Source organism: Plantactinospora sp. WMMC1484, from assembly GCF_049315195.1.
In the GTDB taxonomy this organism is placed as follows: domain Bacteria; phylum Actinomycetota; class Actinomycetes; order Mycobacteriales; family Micromonosporaceae; genus Plantactinospora.
Window position 1 is genome coordinate 5,688,049 of record NZ_CP186055.1, and the last position, 19,599, is coordinate 5,707,647.

General features: G+C 71.9%; 18 protein-coding genes. 8 read left to right on the plus strand and 10 right to left on the minus strand.

The features are described from left to right. Positions 1-47 precede the first annotated feature (47 nt). From ACN28C_RS24730 to ACN28C_RS24765, 8 genes are all read right to left on the minus strand, one after another. A complete protein-coding gene (locus ACN28C_RS24730) occupies positions 48-932 on the minus strand; it encodes a tetratricopeptide repeat protein (protein ID WP_422769914.1) in 885 nt (294 codons plus the stop codon). Beyond that, positions 913-2,298 carry an MFS transporter gene (locus tag ACN28C_RS24735; RefSeq protein WP_422769915.1) on the minus strand — a complete coding sequence of 462 codons (1,386 nt, stop codon included), beginning with the start codon at positions 2,296-2,298 and terminating at the stop codon, positions 913-915. Before ACN28C_RS24735 ends, ACN28C_RS24730 begins: the two co-directional genes overlap by 20 nt. Beyond that, positions 2,299-2,898: a helix-turn-helix domain-containing protein gene (locus tag ACN28C_RS24740; protein ID WP_421492513.1), complete on the minus strand. Its 600-nt coding sequence runs from the start codon at positions 2,896-2,898 to the stop codon at positions 2,299-2,301. 85 nt (positions 2,899-2,983) lie between these two features. Then, positions 2,984-4,759: a glycoside hydrolase family 15 protein gene (locus ACN28C_RS24745; protein ID WP_422769916.1), complete on the minus strand. Its 1,776-nt coding sequence runs from the start codon at positions 4,757-4,759 to the stop codon at positions 2,984-2,986. Positions 4,760-4,831: 72 nt separating this feature from the next. Beyond that, entirely contained in the window at positions 4,832-6,646 is a 1,815-nt protein-coding gene (locus tag ACN28C_RS24750) for a carbamoyltransferase (protein WP_422769917.1), read from the minus strand. A gap of 13 nt (positions 6,647-6,659) precedes the next feature. Then, positions 6,660-7,484: an ABC transporter permease gene (locus ACN28C_RS24755; RefSeq protein ID WP_422769918.1), complete on the minus strand. Its 825-nt coding sequence runs from the start codon at positions 7,482-7,484 to the stop codon at positions 6,660-6,662. Further along, entirely contained in the window at positions 7,481-8,368 is an 888-nt protein-coding gene (locus ACN28C_RS24760) for an ABC transporter ATP-binding protein (RefSeq protein WP_422769919.1), read from the minus strand. Before ACN28C_RS24760 ends, ACN28C_RS24755 begins: the two co-directional genes overlap by 4 nt. Next, complete coding sequence (locus ACN28C_RS24765; RefSeq protein ID WP_422769920.1) at positions 8,365-10,164, minus strand: condensation domain-containing protein; 1,800 nt, start codon at positions 10,162-10,164, stop codon at positions 8,365-8,367. Before ACN28C_RS24765 ends, ACN28C_RS24760 begins: the two co-directional genes overlap by 4 nt. Before the next feature lie 314 nt (positions 10,165-10,478). Here ACN28C_RS24765 and ACN28C_RS24770 point away from each other — a divergent pair, with 314 nt between their 5' ends. The 8 genes from ACN28C_RS24770 to ACN28C_RS24805 are packed head-to-tail and all read left to right on the plus strand — an operon-like array spanning position 10,479 to position 17,473. Then, positions 10,479-11,423, plus strand: a complete 945-nt coding sequence (locus ACN28C_RS24770; RefSeq protein ID WP_422769921.1) for a 3-oxoacyl-ACP synthase III family protein — start codon at positions 10,479-10,481, stop codon at positions 11,421-11,423. 14 nt (positions 11,424-11,437) lie between these two features. Then, positions 11,438-12,805 (plus strand): ATP-grasp domain-containing protein, encoded by a 1,368-nt coding sequence (locus tag ACN28C_RS24775; RefSeq protein ID WP_422769922.1) that lies wholly within the window; start codon positions 11,438-11,440, stop codon positions 12,803-12,805. After that, positions 12,802-14,205 (plus strand): diaminopimelate decarboxylase, encoded by a 1,404-nt coding sequence (locus ACN28C_RS24780; protein WP_422769923.1) that lies wholly within the window; start codon positions 12,802-12,804, stop codon positions 14,203-14,205. Before ACN28C_RS24775 ends, ACN28C_RS24780 begins: the two co-directional genes overlap by 4 nt. Beyond that, positions 14,192-14,449 carry an acyl carrier protein gene (locus tag ACN28C_RS24785; protein ID WP_422769924.1) on the plus strand — a complete coding sequence of 86 codons (258 nt, stop codon included), beginning with the start codon at positions 14,192-14,194 and terminating at the stop codon, positions 14,447-14,449. The genes ACN28C_RS24780 and ACN28C_RS24785 overlap by 14 nt, the downstream gene beginning before the upstream one ends. A gap of 5 nt (positions 14,450-14,454) precedes the next feature. Further along, entirely contained in the window at positions 14,455-15,297 is an 843-nt protein-coding gene (locus ACN28C_RS24790; RefSeq protein WP_422769925.1) for a hypothetical protein, read from the plus strand. Beyond that, a complete protein-coding gene (locus ACN28C_RS24795; protein WP_422769926.1) occupies positions 15,294-15,929 on the plus strand; it encodes a hypothetical protein in 636 nt (211 codons plus the stop codon). The genes ACN28C_RS24790 and ACN28C_RS24795 overlap by 4 nt, the downstream gene beginning before the upstream one ends. Then, entirely contained in the window at positions 15,922-17,121 is a 1,200-nt protein-coding gene (locus ACN28C_RS24800; RefSeq protein WP_422769927.1) for an acyl-CoA dehydrogenase family protein, read from the plus strand. The genes ACN28C_RS24795 and ACN28C_RS24800 overlap by 8 nt, the downstream gene beginning before the upstream one ends. Continuing rightward, positions 17,105-17,473 carry a holo-ACP synthase gene (locus ACN28C_RS24805; protein WP_422769928.1) on the plus strand — a complete coding sequence of 123 codons (369 nt, stop codon included), beginning with the start codon at positions 17,105-17,107 and terminating at the stop codon, positions 17,471-17,473. The genes ACN28C_RS24800 and ACN28C_RS24805 overlap by 17 nt, the downstream gene beginning before the upstream one ends. A 118-nt stretch (positions 17,474-17,591) precedes the next feature. Here the strand turns inward: ACN28C_RS24805 and ACN28C_RS24810 are convergent, their stop codons facing one another. Together ACN28C_RS24810 and ACN28C_RS24815 are read right to left on the minus strand one after the other, a co-directional pair. Then, a complete protein-coding gene (locus ACN28C_RS24810; RefSeq protein WP_422769929.1) occupies positions 17,592-18,125 on the minus strand; it encodes a helix-turn-helix transcriptional regulator in 534 nt (177 codons plus the stop codon). Between the two features lie 327 nt (positions 18,126-18,452). Next, positions 18,453-19,538 carry an FG-GAP repeat domain-containing protein gene (locus ACN28C_RS24815; RefSeq protein WP_422769930.1) on the minus strand — a complete coding sequence of 362 codons (1,086 nt, stop codon included), beginning with the start codon at positions 19,536-19,538 and terminating at the stop codon, positions 18,453-18,455. Positions 19,539-19,599 lie beyond the last annotated feature (61 nt).

A 19,599-nucleotide genomic window follows, 5' to 3' on the forward strand; every position in this document is an offset into this window, starting at 1 on the left:
ACCAGCCACGCCCAGCACAACGACCGAGAAGATCCGTCAGATGCGCCCTAGTCCGGGCGGACGGCGTGGCGGATCGCCTCCGCCGCGAGCACGTGCCCGTCGTGGCTGAGTTGCGAGTACACCGAGTCCAACGTCCGCAGTGGTCGAGGGCTGCTGCGGATCGCCGCCGCCGCATCCTCCACCCGACTCCGCTCGCCGAGCAGGACGCCCGAGCGCGTCGCCGCGGTCTCGTCCTCGTGCGCCACGCTGCGTACGAGCTCGATGCCCTCGTCGGTCCGGCCCAGTCCGAGGAGCAGCTCCGCCAGTCTGACCGCCGCCGGTACGACGCCTCGGTCGACGTACCCGCGCAGCGCCGCGATCGCCTCGTCCGGGCCGCCGCGGTCGATGAGCCACTGGGTCAGGTCCGCCAGCGCGGCCGGATCTCCGGCCGCCGCAGCCGGTCGCAGCACGTCCAGTGCCTCGTCGCGCCCTCCTTCCCGGCGCAGCCACCTGGCAAGCACCACTGCCGCGGATGTCTCGCCGGCGTCGACGAACCGGCGAAGCAGCGCGAGCGCCTCGTCGTGGCGGTCGGCCGCCCGCAGCGAGTCGACCATCATGCGCGCTGCCGGCCAGTATCCGGCGGCCACCATGCGTTGCAGCATCTCGGCCGCCTCGGGATCGCGGTGCCACCGGGCGAGCGTTCGCACCAGCTGCATCCCGGCGACGTGGTCGCCGGCCGAGGCACGCTCGCGGAGTTCGTCGTGGCGGCCGTGGTGGGCCAGCAGGGCGGCGAGCATCGTCGCCGAGTGACCGTCACCGGCGTCGGCGTGCGGCCGGAGCACCGCGATCGCCTGGTCGATTCTGCCCTGGCGGGCGTGTAGATCGCTCTCCCGCCACGCGTGGTGCCGGGCCCATTCCCCGTCGCCCCACTCCTCATGTGCCCACGACCGCATGCCCCAATCGTGGCAGTCCCGCGCCAGCGGCGGACTGACGCGTCAGTGGTGGCCGGCGGTAACGCCGCTCACCGTCCGGTCCACCGCTGACCTCGGAATTTCCGGTCTGGTAGTTCTTTGTAGCGGCCATCTCGCGGGTACGAGGCTGGCGCTGCGTCGGAGGCGGCACCGGGAGGGCGAGCAGAACGACCACACCGGCCAGGCAGTAGGCCGCACCCTGAGTGGCCAGGACCGGGAGGATGCCGATGCGTTCGCCCAGGGTGCCCGCCGCGATCGTGCCGAGCAGCATCGCCGCGCCGTTCACGGCGGTCATCGCTCCGAAAATCCGCCCGCGGTGATCGTCGGTCGTCGCGTTCTGAAAGACGGTCATGCCGCCAGCGGTCAGGAGCGCGGCCGGCAGCCCGACGAGCGCGATGAGTACCGGCGCAGGCCAGAGTACGGGCGTAGCCAGCGGATACAGGAACAGCACGAGGTCCAGTGCGCCGAATGCGAGCGTTCCCCAGCCGAACATCGCGCGGGGTGCGAAATGGTGCCCGATCAGCGTCGCGACAACGCCGCCCACGATGCCGCCGACCGCCTGGGCTGCCATGATCACACCGAATGCGCGGGCGTCGCCACCCAGCACGTCGCGTACGAACGGTGCAATCAGCGTGCCCATGATCGCTTCGCCGACACCGGTGATGACGGTGAACGCCAGGAAGACCCGCAAGACCCGGCTGGCGAGCCCGATACGCATGCCTTCAGCCCATTCCCCCAGCACAGGTGTACGCCTCGCCGAGCCGGATCGCGGCCGGGTGCGGATCCGACACAGCAGCCCGGCCGCGAGCGCGAAGGTCATCATGTCCGCGAGGCTCAGCAGGGCAATGCCGCCGATTGCCGCGATCACCCCGCCCAGCGCGGCGCCGACCAGGCGGGCGACGTCGCGGGCCTGGCCGTTGAGCGAGTTCACCGTGACGAGGTGGTCGTTCGCCACCAGGGACGGCACGAGCGCCGCCTCGGCCGAGGTGAAGAACGGCGCGAGGCAGCTCTGCACCGCGATCACCAGGTAGACCAGCCAGACCTGACCCGCGTGCTGCACGGCGAGCAGTGGGAGCAGGGCCACGACCATCAGCAGGTTGGCGACGACCATGGTGCGGCGGCGGTCCCATCGGTCGGCGTAGACGCCCGCGACCGATCCGAGCGCGATCTGCGGAAGCAGCGAGGCCAGGACCGAGCCTGCCGATGCGAGCGTGGACCCGGTCAGGACATAGACCTGGTAGGCGAGCCCGGTCCGTAGGATCCAGTCGCCCGTCAGCGAGATCAGGTTCGCGCCGAGCAACAGACGCAGGTCCCTGTTGCTGGCGAGGATCCGCCAGAGCCGTCGCACTCATCCCCCCGAGGGCGTCGGACGCAGCGGCGCGGCCACGAGCGTCAGATTCACCGGCACCGCGCCGACAGGCCGTTTGCCCGCGTCACCGAGCGGCCGCCGGTGGACGAGCGGCGCCACGAGTTCGTCCCACCGCCGTCTGAGCTCGATGAACTCCTCAAGCGTCAGGTAAAGCAGACTCTGCGAGACGCCCACGTGCTCAGCCCAGCGCGGATCCTCGTCAGCGCGTCGCTGCTGCCAGTCCTCAAGTTGGGCGGCAGCCTGTTCGACGAGATGGCGGTTGAGTAGCTCGACGGGTTCCCATGCCTCGGCCGACCCGTCCGCCGCCTCGAACCGGTGCGACAGCGCGGTGATCCGCCAGGGCCGCTCGCGGTTGTCACCGGCGTCGGCGTGTTCGACAAAGCCGTACTTGGCGAGCTGACGCAGGTGATGCGAAGCGAGCGCCTGACTGATCCCGAGTTGCCGGGCGGCGTCCGCGGCGGTGAGCGATCCCTCGCGACCGACGAGAGCACAGAGCTTGAGACGTAAGGGATGCGCAAGCGCCCGCAGTGCGAGCGGATCAGTGACGACGCGCCGCTCGGGGGCTGACTCCAAAGACATGCTTGGAGTCTCGGATCGACAGCATCCGCTTGTCAAGTAAGCGCTTGGAATGTCTGGCCGGTCAGCGACGCCGGCGGCTGCCGGCCTAGATGAAACTCGGTCTGGTGAGCCGCCAGGCGGCGCCGACCAGGCCGACATGGGAGAGCGCCAGCGGGGTGTTGCCGAGGTGCGCGCCGGTGCGCGGGTCGATCTGCTCGGCGAAGAGCCCCAGATCGTTCGCCCGGGCGGCGGTCCGTTCGAAGAGCGCGGCGGCCCGCTCCTGCTCCCCGGCCATCACCAGGCACTCAACCAGCCAGAAGGTGCACGCCACGAAGCCGGCCGGATCGTCGGGCCAGCGCCGCACCAGTCCGTCGGCGTCCAGCCCGGACGCGATCGCCTCGATGGTGGCCCGCATCCTCGGGTCGGTGGCCGGCACCATGCCGCTGAAGGGGAGCACCAGGGCGGAGGCGTCCAGCTCGGTCGAGCCGATGGCGCCGGTGAAGGCGCCGACCGACTCGTTCCAGCCGGCCCGCAACACCGTGTCGCGGATCTCGTCCCGCACGGCGGCCCAGCGCCGCGGGTCGGCCCGGTCGCCGAGCAACGGTGCGAGCTGGACGGCACTGTCCAGCGCGCCCCAGCACAGCGCCTTCGAGGCCAGGTGGTGCCGCTCCGGGCCGCGCCGCTCCCACATCCCGGCGTCCGGCTCCCGCCAGTGGGTGGCCTGTTCGGCGAGGCCGACGAGCAGCGCCCGGAGCTCCTCGGAAAGCTCCCCGAGCTGGTCACGGAGCAGGTACGCGCAGAGCAGCACGTCGCCGGGCACGTCGTGCTGGGTCTGCCGCCAGGCCTCGTTGCCGATCCGGACCGGTCGACTGCCGGCGTACCCGCACAGGTGCTCCAGGGAGTATTCGGAGAGGTCCCGCTCGCCGGCCACCCCGTACATGATCGGCACCGGCTGGTCGCCGCTGCGGCCGGCCGAACGGGCGGCCCACTCGAAGAGCCGGCCGGTGTCGTGCGGGCAGGCGGCCACCCAGAGCGCCCGCATGGCCAGGAAGAAGTCCCGCAGCCAGGCATACCGGTAGTCGTAGTTGTCGCTGCCGCCGAGCCGCTCCGGTAACGAGGTGGTGACCGCAGCCACCACCGCCCCGCTGGGCTGGTAGGTCAGGCCATGCACGACCCGCATGCTCTGCTGGACGAGTTCCGGATAGCGGCCGTGGTAATGGTGCAGGTCCCGCAGCGACCGCCAGGACTCGGCGGTGTCGGCGAGCGCCGCCACCGGATCGACCTGCCGGGGCGGCGGGCCGTAGACCGGCGCGTAGGCCAGGTCGAAGCCGAGCACCTGGCCGGCGCTGACGTCGAACTCGGCGTAGGCCCGGCCGTGTACGCAGTCCAGCGGCACCGGGCTGCGCAGGACCAGGGTCAGTGGACCGGCGGTGGCGTGCACCTCGCCGCCCCGGCAGTGCAGGTAGGGGACGATCAGCCCGTACTCCGGCCGGGGCGTGAACTCGCAACGCATCCGCACCGTACCGGTGATCCCCTCGACCACCCGGGCCAGGATCGAGGGCGAGTTGCGCCCCAGGTCGTGCCCGCGGGCTCCCGGCTCGGCGACCAGTGCGTCGGTCACCACGACCTCGCCGCCGCCGGTGCGGTGCAGGGTGCGCAGCACCAGCGAACCGTCGAGGTAGGTCCGTTCGGTCCGCTGTACCGAGCCGGGCACCGGACCGAGCGCCCAGCGCCCGGCGTCCGGGTCGAGCAGCCGGGCGAAGACCGACGGGGAGTCGAACCGACCAGGACACCACCAGTCGACCGACCCGTCCCGGCTGACCAGTGCGGCCGAGGTGCGGTCGGAGAGCAGACCGTAGTCGGCGATGGCAGCCTCGGACATTCTCCGCGACTACCCGGGGCCGGCAGGGATTAGACCGGCCGTTCCGGGGGTACGCCGCGGGTGCGTCGCCGCTCAGACCGGGACCGCTCCGGTGACGGCGGCCAGCGCCTCGGTGGCGTCCTCCACCGCCGACGGCTTCGCGTACAGCCGGTCACCGATGACCACCAGGTCGAGCCCGGACGAGGCAAACGTGCGGTACGCCTCGGCACCGGCCCGCGCGGTCGGCTGGCCCTTGACGTTGAGCGAGGTGTTCATCAGCACCGGTACCCCGCAGAGCCGCTCGAACTCGTCGAGGATGCGCCAGAACCGGGGGCTCTCCGCCGCGAAGACGGCCTGCACCCGGGCGGTGCCGTCGTCGTGCACCACCGCCGGGATGGCGGGCCGGGCGTGCGGGTGCACCGCCACCGCGACGGTCATGTGCCGCAGGTTGGTCCCGGCGGGCAGCACGAAGAAGCGGCTCGCGGACTCGGCCTTCACCGCCGGGGCCAGCGGCCGGAACTCCTCCCGGAACTTGACGGCGGCGTTGACCCGGTCCCGGGCACCCCGGTCGCGCGGATCCGCCAGGATGCTGCGGTTGCCGAGCGCACGCGGCCCGAACTCCAGCCGCCCCTGCGCCCAGCCGACGATGTGGCCCCGGACGAGCAACCGCGCCACCACCCGCTCGGCGACCCCCGGCGCGACCGGCACCGACCAGTACGGCTGGTCGGCCGGCGGCCCGTCCTCGGTCACCTCGGGCCCGAGGTACGTCATCGCCGGGTAGCCGGCCCCGTCCCCGGCAGCGGGGCCGGCCACGGCGAGCGCCGCACCGACCGCACTCCCCTCGTCCCCGGCGGCCGGCTGCACGTAGATCGCGTCGACCAGCCCCGAGTACGCGAGTTTCCCGATCGCCGCGCAGTTCAGCGCGACACCGCCGGCGAACGCGACCCGGCGCAGCCCGGTCCGGCGGACCCAGTGCCCGACCAGGTGGAACAGGGCCTGTTCCAGCCGCTCCTGCGCGGCGGTGGCCAGGTCGACGTGGGCCTGGCTCAGCGGCTCGCCCGGCCCGCGTTCCGGGCAGGACTGCTCGGCGAGCCAGGCGCGGGACCCGGCGAAGGTCTCCCGGCTGCGCGGGTCGCGGTTGTGCCGCAGGATCGGCACGTCGAACCGTCCGTCCGGGCCAAGGGTGACGGCCCGGGCCATGACCGACCGGTAGCGTTCCGGGTCGCCGAGCGCGGCCAGCGCCATCACCTTGTATTCGTCGCTGTTCGGCCAGTAGCCGGTGAACATGGTGACCAGGGCGTAGAAGAGCCCGAGGCTGCTGCGGTAGTCCAGGGCGGCCAGCCGGTGCAGGGTGCCGTCCCGCCAGGCGTGCACGGTGACGGCCTGGAGTTCGCCCATCCCGTCCAGCACCACCACCAGCGCCTCGTCGAAGCCGGCCGGGATCGCCGCGGTCAGCGCGTGGGCGTGGTGGTGCAGCACCGGGCGCACCCGGTGCCCGGCCAGTTCCGGGACGAACCGGTGCAGCAGCTCGGTCTGCCGGGCGGGGGCGAGCACCTCCGCGTAGCGGCGGTGCGCGTACGGCTCGCCCCGGGCGAAGATCTCGAACCTGGTGTGGTCGAAGTTGTGCGCCACCGCGTCGACGTCGGGGAAGTCGAGGCCGGCCAGGCGCAGGCAGGATCGCATCGCGTCGATCGGAAAGGCGTGGTCGAACTTGCGGCCCGAGTACCGCTCCTGCTGGACCGCCGCGACCAGGGTGCCGTCGACCACCAGCGCCGCCGCCGAGTCCAGCCCCTGGAACAGCCGCGCCTCGCGGTCGTCCAGCCCCGGGAAGCAGGCCGCCTTCAGCTCGGCGGAGCCGTCCAGCCCGCTGTAGCCGAGGACCACCCGGGGACGTTGCGCAGCCTCCATCGGTCTCTTCCCTTCAGTCGTCGAATCTGCTGCGCCAGCGGAAGGTGCGGGCGGCGATCAGGAAGCCGAGTACGCACCAGGCGACGAGGACCAGCGCCACCCGGCCGAGTTCCCAGCTCCCGGCCGGCTCCTGGGCCTGGTAGTCGTCGGGCAGGAAGACCGACCGCATCCCCTGGGCGATCCACTTCAGCGGGAAGACCGCCGCCACCGTCTGCATCCAGCTCGGCAGGGTGGCGAAGACGAAGTAGACGCCGGAGATGAACTGGAGCACGATCGCGATCGGCGTCATGACCGCGGGCGCCGTTCGGCCGTTGCGGATGAAGCCGCTCGCGGCGATGCCCAGCATGGTGCAGGAGGCGATGCCGAGGGAGATGACCCAGAGGTAGGTCAGCCACCGGTCGGCGGTGTCCGGCAGTCGCAGGCCGAAGAAGGCCGAGCCGATGCCGAGCAGCAGCACGTTCTGGGCCAGCGCGACGAACGCGACCATCGCCATCTTGCCGATGAAGTACGCCGACCGGGGCATGGGGGTGCCGGCGAGCCGCTTGAGCGTGCCGATGTCCCGTTCGATCGGGATCGCGATGGCGACGTTCTGGAAGCTGACCCCGAAGAGACCGGCACCGATCATGCCGGCGACGAAGTACTGGGCGAGGTCGATGCCGCCCGGCAACTGCTGCCCGTGGAAGATCGCCCCGATCACGATCAGCAGCAGGACCGGGAAGAAGAAGGTGAAGACCACCGAGATGCGTTCCCGGATGAAGATCAGGAACTCCACCCTGGCCCGCGCCCGGCTGACCGCCAGCACGGCCGGCACCCGGGCGGGGATTCCCGGCGCGCTCATGCCGGCTGCCCGATCATCCGCAGGTAGATCTCCTCCAGGCTGGGCCGCTCGACGGCCAGCCCCGGCACGTCCGGCCCGTACTCGGTGGCCAGCTCCGCGACCAGCTTCGCCGGGGTGCCGGTCCGGACGCTGCGCGGCCCGTCGGGGGTGAACCAGCGGACCGTGGCGGGTGCGGTGGCCCGGCCGCCGAGGGTCTGTGGCGGGCCGACGTCCACGATCCGGCCGCCGACGATCACGGCGACCCGGTCGGCGAGATGCTCGGCCTCCTCCAGGTAGTGGGTGGTGAGCAGGATGGTCGTGCCGGACCGGGCGAGGGTGGTGATCAGGTCCCAGAACCGGCGCCGCGCCTCGGGGTCGAACCCGGTCGTCGGCTCGTCCAGAAAGAGCAGCTCCGGCCGGCCGACGATGCCGAGCGCGACGTCGAGCCGGCGGCGCTGCCCGCCGGAGAGGTACGCCGCGCGGGAATCCCGCCGGTCACCGAGCCCGACCAGATCGATCACCTCGTCCGGGTCCCGGGAGTTCGGAAAGCACGCCGCGATCGCGCGCGCCCAGTCCCGTACGGTGAGGGCGCCGCCCTGGGTCAGGTCGTCGGAACGTTGCAGCACGATGCCGATCCGGGCCTTCCAGTCCGCCCGGCCCAGCGCCGGGTCGACGCCGAGCACCCGGACGTGCCCGCCGTCCCGGCGGCGGTGCCCCTCCAGGATCTCCACCGTGGTGGTCTTGCCGGCGCCGTTCGGGCCGAGCAGCGCGAAGACCTCCCCACGCGGGATCGTCAGGTCGATGCCGGCCACCGCCGGCCGGCCCCGGTACGACTTGCGCAGGTCCACGACGTGGATGGCCGGATCGACACCGGGCACCTCGCGGGTGATGCTCCGCCCGCTCATGGTTCCATCCGGCCGTCGCCGTCGGCCAGCACCGGCTGCCGCGCCCAGGCCGCCGGGTCGGCGGGGTCCTCCGGCGGTGCGGTGCAGAAGACGTACCGCTGCGGGGTCATCGCGGTGCGGCGGCCCGGCATCGCGGCCACACAGGCGGCGTGCGCCTCTCGTGGCGTCCGGTGCGAACCGCCGACCAGGTACGCCACCAGCCGGCACCCGTCGCCGTCCGGGATCGCGAAGACCCGCCGGACCGGGGCGTCCAGCGCCTCGTCGAGGAGTCGCTGCGCCTCGGCCAGCTCGACCCAGGACGAGTCGACCCGCCGCCATCCCGGTCCGCGTTCCATCGGCTCCATACCGCTCACCTCGCCGATCCGGGAGAGCCGGAAGTCCCCCTCGGCCGCCGCCACCAGCACCCGCTCCACGCCACGCAGCAGCGGCTCGATCTCCTCCGCCGGTATCCGGTTACGGTCGTGGCTGATCACGCCGAGCACGAGCTCACCGCGCTTCTGCATCAGCCGGAACGCCAGCAGCGGCGAGATCGCCGGCCAGTCCTGCCACCAGATTCGGCTCTCACCGAGCGCCCGCCGCACCTGCGCCGGGTCGCTCGTGCCCGGGTCCGTCGCGGCGGGGGCGGGGGCGGGTTCGCTGTCGTTGAAGGTGCTGGCGTCGTTGAAGGTGGTGTCCCGGCCGTACCAGTTGCCCCGGTCGTGGTGGATCCGGTCAATCACCCGGATCCGGGCGACGTCGTCGACCATGGCCTGCCGACCCGCCCGCAGCACCGCGCCGCCGACCCGCCGCACCTGGTCGTCGTAGCTGTCGGCGTCGGCGTCGATCGGCACCAGGCTGTCCGCGGCCAGCGGGCCGATGTACTCCCGCAGCCGGCGCTCGGTCCGGTTGCTGGCCAGGGTCGGCAACGGGAAGTGCCGGTGGCCGGTGCGGCGGGCCAGCACCGCGCAGATCGCGGCGAGCACCGCCATCGACTCGCTGGCCCCGACCCGGGCGGTGATGTGCGGCAGGGCCAGCGCCCCGGCCCGGGACCAGAGCCAGCCGGAGGTGGCGCCGCCGGGTGGTGCCGTCGAGCGCGGCGCCGCCCAGGTGCACTGCGGAAGCCGTCGCAGGTGGCGCTCCCAGTAGTCGAGGGCGGTGTCGAGGCGGCGCCGGCCGGCCGGCGAGGCCTCGTACGCCGCCTGGTCGAGGGGCTGGTGGCGCGGCGGCCCGACGTCCCGGCGGGCGGGGTCGGCGACGAGGGCGGTGAATTCCCGGCCGAGCAGCTCCGCGCTCATCAGGTCGACGACGACGTGCGAGTAGACGACGGCGGCGGCGGTGAGGACACCGTCGCGTACGGCGACCGCGGTGCGCAGCGGCAGCTCCTCGGCGAGGTCGAACTCCCCCTCCCGGAGCCGATGGAAGAGCTCGTCGATCAGCGCGGCCGGGGTCGCTTGACGGTGCTCGTAGACGTCCAGGGCCAGCTCGCAGTCCTGGAGCACCCGCTGCACGCGTCCACCCTCGGTCGGGAAGAGGGTACGCAGGCCCTCGTGCCGGGCGACCAGCACGCCGAGCGCGGCCAGCACGTCGTCGACGGTGGCGCCCGGGGGCAGCTCCAGCGGCGCCGCCGCCCAGCGGCCGTACGGCTTCTCCTCGGTGATCCACTTCAGCATGCCCAGGTGCCCCAGGGTGAGTGGCCCGTCGCCACCACGGGCGCCGGCGACCTTCACGTACCGCCGCCGGACCCGGCGCAGCTCGACCGTTGACGTACGGGGACCGACGACCGGGGGCGGAAAGAGGTCGATAGGCTTTATTCCCATTGCCGTCCTCTCAGGTTGGCCGGGGTCCTGTCGGCCACCCGACCGAGCCGTCGACGCGATCACATGGGATCGTCGTTTGTCGATCGTGTGCGCGACTGTCGGACACGTTAGGCGAATTTGCCGTCCCTTGGCAATCGGGTAAACCCTGCCCTTCGTGCATTGAAGGGGGTCGAAAGAATTTCTAGGGTATTCCCCAGTTCCTCGGGGTGACCGCCGCGCATAGTCTGGCATCGCCGCGCCGTCGTCACCGATCGGGACGTGACGGCGCACCCGCCTATTTGGAGGAATCGGTGGCCGTTCACGTGGAGGAATCGGTGGCCGAGCCCGTCACGAGCCTGCTGCGCGTCGAGGGGTTCGCACCGGAACGGTCCTGGGCCGTCGAGGAGATAGCCGAGGCGAACGGGCTGAACCGGCACCAGTCACGCATGTTCCGGCGCATCCGCGGCCTCGACCGAATCCACCTCGACCCCGACATGGACCTGTTCGACCTGCTCGCCGCCCCGGCGGAGAAGGTCGTCCGCGCGGTACCCGATCCGGGTCGCATCCGGTACCTGATCTACGCGCACACCTTCCCCGACCTGACCCCGTCCTTCGTCTTCGCCGCCGACCGGCTCCGCGAGCGGCTGGGGCTGACCGACGCGGACGCCTTCGCCGTGACCCACCAGATGTGCGCCAGCAACCTCGCCGCGCTGGACGTCGCCGGGGAGCTGCTGCGGGCCGAGGGCGACCCGGGCGCGCTGGCGCTGGTGGTCACCGGGGAGAAGCCCTTCACCGGGCTGGTGCGCTACATGCTCAACGTGTCGGTCACCGGCGAGGGGTCGGCGGCGTGCCTGCTCGGCATCGACGGCACCGGCAGCCGGATCCTCTCCTACGCGGCACACACCGCCGGAGAGTTCGCCGACGGCTTCCGGATGACCGTCGAACGGCAGCGGGAATTCGACGAGACCTACAACATCCATCTGTGGGAAATGATGGAGGAGGCGCTGCGCCGGGCGGGTCTGGACATCTCCGATATCGCGATGGTGGTCCCGCACAACGTCAACCGGACACTCTGGTTGCGACTGTGCGCAAAGGTCGGCCTCGACCGGAGTCGGGTTTTTCTCGACAACATCGCCCGCTACAGCCACACCTACTGCTCCGATCCCTTCATCAATCTGGCGACGATGCGCGACCGCAATCTGCTGATCCCCGGCGAGCGTTACCTGCTGACCTCGGTCGGGGTCGGCGCCACGTACGCCGCCATGGTCATCGAATACTGACTCCAGGACGGGCGATGGACACGAGCTATCTGCGTACGCTCAAGACCAATTTGCTCGGCACACCGGACGGGCGCCTGGTCCTCGTCTGCAACTTCGAGGCCGAGAACTGGTGGGCCGAGGGACACGTCGGGCTGCCCGCGCCGCGCTTCTCCGCGCCGACCTCGGTGGTGAGCCGGATGGAGGAGCACGGCGTCCTGCTGGCCGGTGCGGACGACGTCCTGCTCCTCAAGCACCCCCTCGACCCCGGATACCGCGAGTACCTGTCCCGGCTGGGGATGCCGCTGCCGACCGTACTCGTGCCGGAGAACGTCCGCGCCGACCGGTCGACGACCGAGGACGTCCTGGACTCCCCCGAACTGCTCCGGCGCCTCTCCGCACTCGGCGCCGACGGAGCCCGGCTGCTGCCGATGGGCACGACCGTGTTGGAGCAGAAGCTCGCCGACCGGTGCGGGCTGCCGCTCGCGGTCCCCGACGCGACCACCTTCGCCCGGGTCAACGGCAAGATCTACTCGCGCCGGCTGACCGATTCCGCCGGGCTGCGGGCCGTCCCGGGCGACTGCTGCGAGACCCGGGACGACCTCGCGGCCGTGCTTCGCCGGCGGCGGCCGGCCCTCGCCGCCGGCACCCGGATCGTGGTGAAGGACGCCTACGGGGTCTCCGGCAAGGGGCTGCTCCTGTTGGACCGCCCGGAGACGGCGGACCGGCTCCTCCGGATGGTCGACCGCCGGGCCGAGCGCAGCGGTGACGACCGGCTGCATGTGGTCGTGGAGGAGTGGGTGGAGAAGAGCCACGACCTCAACTACCAGTTCACGGTCGCCGACGACGGCCGGATCACGCTCGACTTCGTCAAGCGGGCGATCACCGAGAACGGCGTGCACAAGGGACACCTCATGCCGGTCGCGCTCACTCCGGCGCAGCGCACGGAGCTGGCGCACGCCGCCGAGATCGTCGGCGTCCGGCTGCACTCCGACGGGTACGCCGGGGTCGTCGGGGTGGACGCGGTCGTCGCCACCGGCGGCGAGCTCTATCCGGTGCTGGAGATCAACGCCCGGCTGAACATGTCGAGCTACCAGGGCGGGGTGACCGAGCGCTACCAGCGCGACGGGCAGGTGGCGCTCGCCAGGCACTACCCGCTGCGGCTCGGCGCGCCGGTCTCCTTCGACGAGCTCGCCCGGACCCTCGCCCCGGTGCTGGAGCGCGACGACGCCGAGCGGTTCGTCGTCACCTGCTTCGGCACGGTCAACGCCGACGCCGACCGCCCGGCGCCCTTCGACGGCCGGCTCTACGCCCTGCTCGTCGCCGCCGACCGGGAGCGCCTGGCGGCGCTGGACCGCGCCGCGCAGGACGCCCTCGCCGATCTCTCCGCGAAGGAGCAGCGATGACCGGAATCCACGCCGAGGTGGCCGAGAGGTTCGGCACCCCCGTCTACGTCTACGACGGCGACCTGCTGCGCCGGCGGTACGCGCGGTTGCGCGCCCGGCTCCGGCCGGACGTGGACATCTTCTACTCCGCCAAGGCGAACCCGAACCTCAGCATCTGCGCCCTCTTCGGCGCCCTCGGCGCTGGTCTGGAGGTCTCCTCCCTGGCCGAGCTGGTCACCGCCGAGCGGGCCGGCGTCGACCCGGCGAACGTGATCTTCCTCGGCCCCGGCAAGTCCGCCGAGGAGCTTCGCGCGTGCTGCGAGCGCGGCATCCACGCCGTGGTCTGCGAGTCGCTCGACGAGGTCGTGGCGCTCGACGCGATGGAGGTGGCCGACGGCATCCGGGTGGTGCTGCGGGTCAACCCCGACTTCGACACCCACGGCTCACGGCTGGCGATGGGCGGCAAGCCGCGCCAGTTCGGCATCGACGAGGAGATTCTCCGGGACGGCCCGGCCGCGCTCACCGGGCTGCGCCGGGTACGCGTCGCCGGGATCCACGCCTACCTCGGCACCCGCATCCTCGACGCGGCCACGGTGCGGCACAACACCCGGGGCGTCCTGGCCACCGCCGAGACGCTCGGCAAGGCGCTCGACATCCCGCTGGAGATGGTCGACGTCGGTGGCGGCTGGGGCGTGCCGTACTTCGACAACGAAACCGACCTCGACGGCGACGCGGCCACCGACGGCGTCAACGAGGAGGTCGAGCTCTTCCGCGAGCGCCACCCGGAGACGCGGATCGTCACCGAGCTGGGCCGCTATCTGGTCGGCTGGTGCGGCACCTACGTGGTGCGGGCCCGGTACGTCAAGCGCTCCAAGGGCGAGTGGTTCGTGGTGGCCGACGGCGGCACCAACCACCACATGGCCGCCGTCGGCGTCGGCAGCTTCGTCAAGCGCAACTTCCCGATCCGGTCGCTGAGCCGGCCCGACGAACCGGCCGAGCACGTCTACCACGTCACCGGCCCGCTCTGCACCCCCGGCGACGTGGTCGGCAAGCAGGTCCGGCTCCCCGAGGTACGTCCGGGCGACCTGCTCGGGGTGGAACGCTCCGGCGCGTACGGCCCCAGCGCCTCGCCGGTGCTCTTCCTCAGCCACGGCCACCCGGCCGAGGTGCTGCTCCTCGACGGCATGGCGCACCTGATCCGCAGCCGGGACACCGTCGAGGACCTGCTCCGGCCGCAACACCTGGTCACACCCCCCGTGCCGGCGCCCGCCACCACCACCGCCGACGCGGTCACCGGCACCGGCACCGACAGCGACAGCGACAGCGCAGTCACCAACGCCACCGCCACCAGCGCCACCACCGCCACCGCCAGCGCCACCACCGCCACCGAAGAAAGGACTCCCAGCCATGGAGAACGCTAAGATCATCGCTGACATCGAGCGGGCGCTCAGCGAGGTACTCCAGCGGCCGGTCTCGGGGATGCCGAAGGAGACCAGACTCTTCGAGGACCTGCACCTGGACTCCACCTCCATCCTCGAACTGCTGATGGCGCTGGAGGACAGCGTCGGCATCGAGGTCGATCCGGAGAACCTGGAGATGTCCGACTTCACGTCGCTGGAGACGCTCGCCGAGTACGTGACCAGCAACCTGAACGACAACTCCTGATTCCCATGCCGCTGTCACTCTCATCCGCCGCCCTGGTGCTGGAGCCCGGCAGCCTCCCGTACCGGCCGGATCCCGACTGCGCGATCTTCGAACGGGACCTGCTGGTCCGGTTCGGGATCCAGCGCGACGAGGAGCGGCTCAAACAGGGCGCAAACCTCGGCTTCACCGAGCTGGCCGAAAGCGTGATCGGAGCGTTGCCGTTCCGGTTGACCAGCCCCGACCTGCTCGTCTTCGCCTTCGGGCTGCCGGACATGATCGCGCTCAAGCACGTCGCCCAGCGGGTCAGCTATCTGCTGGGCGGTGGCAGCCACTGCTTCGCCGTCTCCGAGCAGGGGCTCCGGGCGCCGTTCACCGCGCTGCGGGTGGCCGACGCCTTCGCCCGCTCCGGCCGGTGCCGCACCCTCGCCCTGATCGTCTGCGAACAGAACACCTACGCCTACCCCGACCCGTTCATCGAGGAGAACAAGGTGCCGAACTCGGCGGCGCTGCTCTACTTCGACGAGGCCGGGCAGTACGAGTTCCACGGCACGAGGATGGCGACCCGGGGCACCCCGCTGCGCACCCTGCTCGGCCACGTCACCGCCGGCCTGGAGCCCGACTCGACCCTGCTCGTCGCCGGGTCGTGGGCGGACGGCGGGGAGTTGGCCGTCACCGGGCTGCCGATCCATCGGGGCGCGCCGGGCCCGTACTGCACCGGGGTGTGGCTCGACCTCGCCCGCCACCACGAGGAGTGGAGTGCCGCGTACCGGTCGGTGGTGCTCTGCGACACCGATCCGCGTACCGGGCAGAGCCAGGCCGCCGTGCTGCGGCTGCGCGGCACCGCCCCGACCCCGAGGAGAGTGCCGTGACCAGTACGTTGACCCCGCACGTCGGTGTCACCGGATATCCCCGCGCCCTGGACGAGCTGCACCGGCGGGTCGGCTCCGGCGAGCCGGTTCCCGCGCCGACCGGCCACGTCGCGGTCCCGGTGACGGCGCCGCCCTCGGTCGAGCCGTCCCCGTTGCACCGCTTCGGCCTCGCGGTGCTGCCGGGGCCGCGGCAACCCGCACCGGCGGAGGTCGCCGCGGTCTTCGCCACCGGGCTGCTCGACCTGCACCGGGCGGTGCTGCGGCGCGCCTTCGACGAGGCCGTACGCCACCTCGGCGAGCGCAGCTCGGAGAGGGCTTCGCTGCTGGCCCGGCAGCTGGTCCAGGCGCAGCTCGCCGACATCGCGATGGCGCTGCGCGAGGACGAGGCGATGCCGCCGGAGCGGCGCAGTGCTGACGTGGCCGCCCGATGGCGTGCGCACCAGCGGCTGGTCCGGCTCGGCCGCACGGTGCTCTACCTCTTCGGTGCCGCCGGCTTCCTGCTCGACGGCCCGGCCGGCGACCTGTATCTCGCCGAGGTGACCGGAAACCTCTACCTGCATCCCGGGGCGGCGGCAGACCCGGGTCCCGCAACGCCCGAGCCGCGAACCCGCACGGAGGACTCCGATGCCTGAGCCGCTCGACGACACCCTGCGCCAGCTCGACGGGTTCTGCGCCGAGGTCTCCGCCGACTTCCGGGAGCTGGGCCGGCTGCTCGACCGCGATCCGGACGCCATCGACGACCACCTGGACCGGCCCGGGGTACGACTCTCGCGTTTCTGCGCCATCCCGCCCCGGTACTGGCCCGGCCCGGAGGCGCCGGCCAACCTGGTGGGCCTGCTGCGCACCGTGCTGGGGCAGAGCGTGGCGTGGGAGCGGCTCGCCTACGGCGACCCCAACGTCTGGCTTGCCAGCCCCGGGCCGGCCCTCTCCGGCGGCGTCGTCGACGTGCTGGCCACCCCGGAGCAGGCAGACCGCTACTACCAGCGGCTCGTCGCCGAGCCGCAGCACACCTTCTTCGGGCTGACCGAGCCGGCCAAGGGCTCCGCCGCCACCGAGCTGACCACCACGATCACCCCGGCCGAGGACGGTGACGGTTGGATCCTCGACGGCGAGAAGTGCTACATCGGCAACGGCGCCCGGGCCCAGTTCGGCATCGTCTTCGCCCGGCGTGCACCCGGCCCGCTCGGCATCGAGGCGGTCCTGGTCGAGACGGACACACCCGGCTTCAGCGGGGAGTTGCTGCCGACCGTGGGCCTGCGCGGCGCCCGGATCAGCCGGATCCGGTTCGACCGGGTCCGCGTGCCGGCCGAGAACCTGCTCGGCGCGCACCTGCGTCGCACCCGCCGCGGCCTGTACGGCGCGACCCAGGTGCTCTACCGGGCCCGTCCCACCATCGCGGCCATGGCGTTGGGCTGCGCCCAGGCCGCCTGCGACTACGTGCAGGCGCAGCGCCCGGCGCTTACCGGCTTCGACCGGTTGCACCTGGACGACGTGCTGGACCGGATCGCCGCGGTGCGCCGGCTCATCCGCGGCGGCGCCGCCGACGTCGACCGAGGAGCGATCAACAGTCACCGGCTCGGTGCCGCCAAGGCGCAGGCCGCCCGCCTCTCCGAGGAGGCCACGCTGCTCGCCGCGCGGCTGCTCGGCCCGGCGGCGCTGGTGGAGCATCCCTGGCTGGAGAAGATCTACCGCGACGTACGGGCCTTCGAGATCATGGAGGGGACCACGAACCTGCACCGGATGTCGGTCTTCCGTGGTGTGCTGAAGGGCACCTTCCTGGCCACCCCGGAGCCGAGCGGAAACGGCCATGCGGCTCGGCATTGACCTGATGGCCGTCGACGAGCTGGACCGGCTCGGCCAGCGGCCCTGGTTCACCCGGTACGCCTTTGCCGACGTCGAGTTGGCGCACGCGGACGGCCTGTCGGGGCAGCGACGGCGGGAGTTCCTGGCCGGCCGGTTCGCCGCCAAGGAGGCGGTGCTGAAGGTGCTCGGCACCGGACTGTTCGAGGGCGTGGCGCCGCGCGATGTCGCCGTGCCCTCCTGCCCGGGGGGCGCTCCGCAGGTGCGCCTGCACCGGGCGGCGAGGGCCGCCGCCGAACGGGCCGGCGTCGGGCAGGTCACCGTCTCGATCACGCACAAGCGCGGCCTCGTCGCCGCCGTCGCGATGGGCTGGTGAACCGGTCACCCAACGCATGTCGTACGCCGCCCCGTTCGCCGCCGGCCCGTTCGCCGCCGGCCCGTTCGCCGCCGGCCCGTTCGCCGCCGGCCCGTTCGCCGCCGGCCCGGTACGCCGGTCACTCGCCGCGGCCGGTCGCGTGCAGCCGCCGGGCAAGGCCGACCCGGTTACGGACGTCGAGCTTGGCGAAGACGTGCGTGAGGTGCATCTCGACGGTCTTCTCCGTGACGAAGAGCGCGGCCGCGATCTCGCGGTTGGTGAGCCCTTCGCCGGCCAGCTCGGCGACCTGCCGCTCGCGGTTGGTCAGCGCGGCCGGCAACGGACGGCCGGCCCGGCGCTGACCCCGGCGCGGGCGTACGGCGGCGGGGCGGCCGGGTCCGCGGGCCGGATCATCGACCTCGTTCTCCGGCCCGGAGGTACCGGAACGTCGGTCCGGCACCGGGATGGAGGTGGCGGGAAGGTCGAGCACGATCACCAAAGGACCGCCGGCCAGCGACGGCAGGCCGGCGGAGGAGACACGGATCTGCCCTGCCCTGGCCAGGCGTGCGATTTCGGCGAGCAGCCTGGTCCCGCTGGCGCCCGACTCGGCGGTGACCTCGACGACGTGTGTGCCGTCGCCCAGGTCACCCAGCATCTCCTCGATCCGCCGCATCCCGGCATCCGGGTGGACCTGATCCGGGTCGGTTCCGCCGGACCGACCAACGGCACACCAGAGCCCGGGGTGGCATCGGGCGGGATCCTCGGTGGTGAGCGTGGGCCTGGCCGAATCTGTCGCGGGTTCGCTGATCTCTGGCAATTCCGCCCCCGTGGGTGACATCGACAGTGCAGAGCGTAGCCAGACAAGCTGGACATCACGTGGATGCCCACTAAATGACACAGAGTTACGTCCATCGATAGATGTGGAGTCCATGATCCACATGCTGCCGACTCCCGGGACCGACGACCGGACCATCCGGTGGAACCGGCATGCCGAGGCCACCTAGTCCTTCATCCGCACCGTGACCGTGCCGGTGTCGGTGAGGCCCTCCTGGTCCAGCCGGTAGACGAAGGTGTCCGACAGCTTGTGGGAGGCGGTGCGCTGGTAGGACACCTCGTAGCGGGAATCGTGATCGGTGAGGAAGCCGTACCGGGGCGGGACGACGATGCTCAGGGTGGCAGCGGGAGCCGCGACGTCGTTGTCCCGCACCTTGATCACCTTGGCGGTGCTCCGGTACGCGTGCGCGAGGTCGTCGTTCGCGATGGGCCCGGTGCCGAAGGTGCGGTCACCCCGGTTGAGGAACGTGTGCACCCCGTCACCGCCACTGGTCCGGACGTCCGGCAGGCCGTCGGCGTTGGCGTCGACCAGCTCAACCCCCCAGCCACCATCATCGCCCTGTCGCAACCACACCTTCGTCCCGTCGTCGAAGATCACCACTACGCCGAGCGGTGGCGCACTCGGCGCGGTGTGGAAGGCGACCACGACATCCATTGCGCCGTTGCCGTCGAAGTCCGCCACCCAGTGGCTGTTGATCTCACCCTGGTCCTGCTGGATCGGCCCGGGCACCAGATGACCGGCCGCCGTGTTCAGGTAGGTACCGAATCCCGCACCCTGGTCGGTCCACCAGAAGACGTCGGTGCGGCGGTCGCCGTCGAAATCCGCCGTGCCCATACCGACGAGCTGGATGTTTCCCCTCGCCAGCACCTCGGGTACGAAGTCGCGCAGGACGAAGATCGAGCCCTGTGCGCCGACCGGCGTACCGTCGAACGAACCGACGACCAGTTCGACACTTCCGTTGCCGCCGAGGTCGACGGCGACGCCCATGTCCGGGCAGTGCGAGACCGGCACCCGGGCGCCCGGCGGCAGGTACGGCCGCTGCTCCACCTGACCGCTGCCACCCCACTGGATGGTGATGGCGCATTGCCGACCGTCGCGGGACCAGTCCGGGAAGATGCGCTCGAGTCGCCGATCACCATCGAGGTCGGCCCACATCGGGTCGCCGGGGCCGCCAGCCCGGGCGGCCGGCACGACCGTCAGCGATCCGAGCAATGCCGCAGCGGCGAGCGCCGCGAGCCGTTTCCTCCACATGGGAACTCCTTCGGCACGGTCACTCCGACGGGGTGGGATGACACCGGAGCCTATGACCACA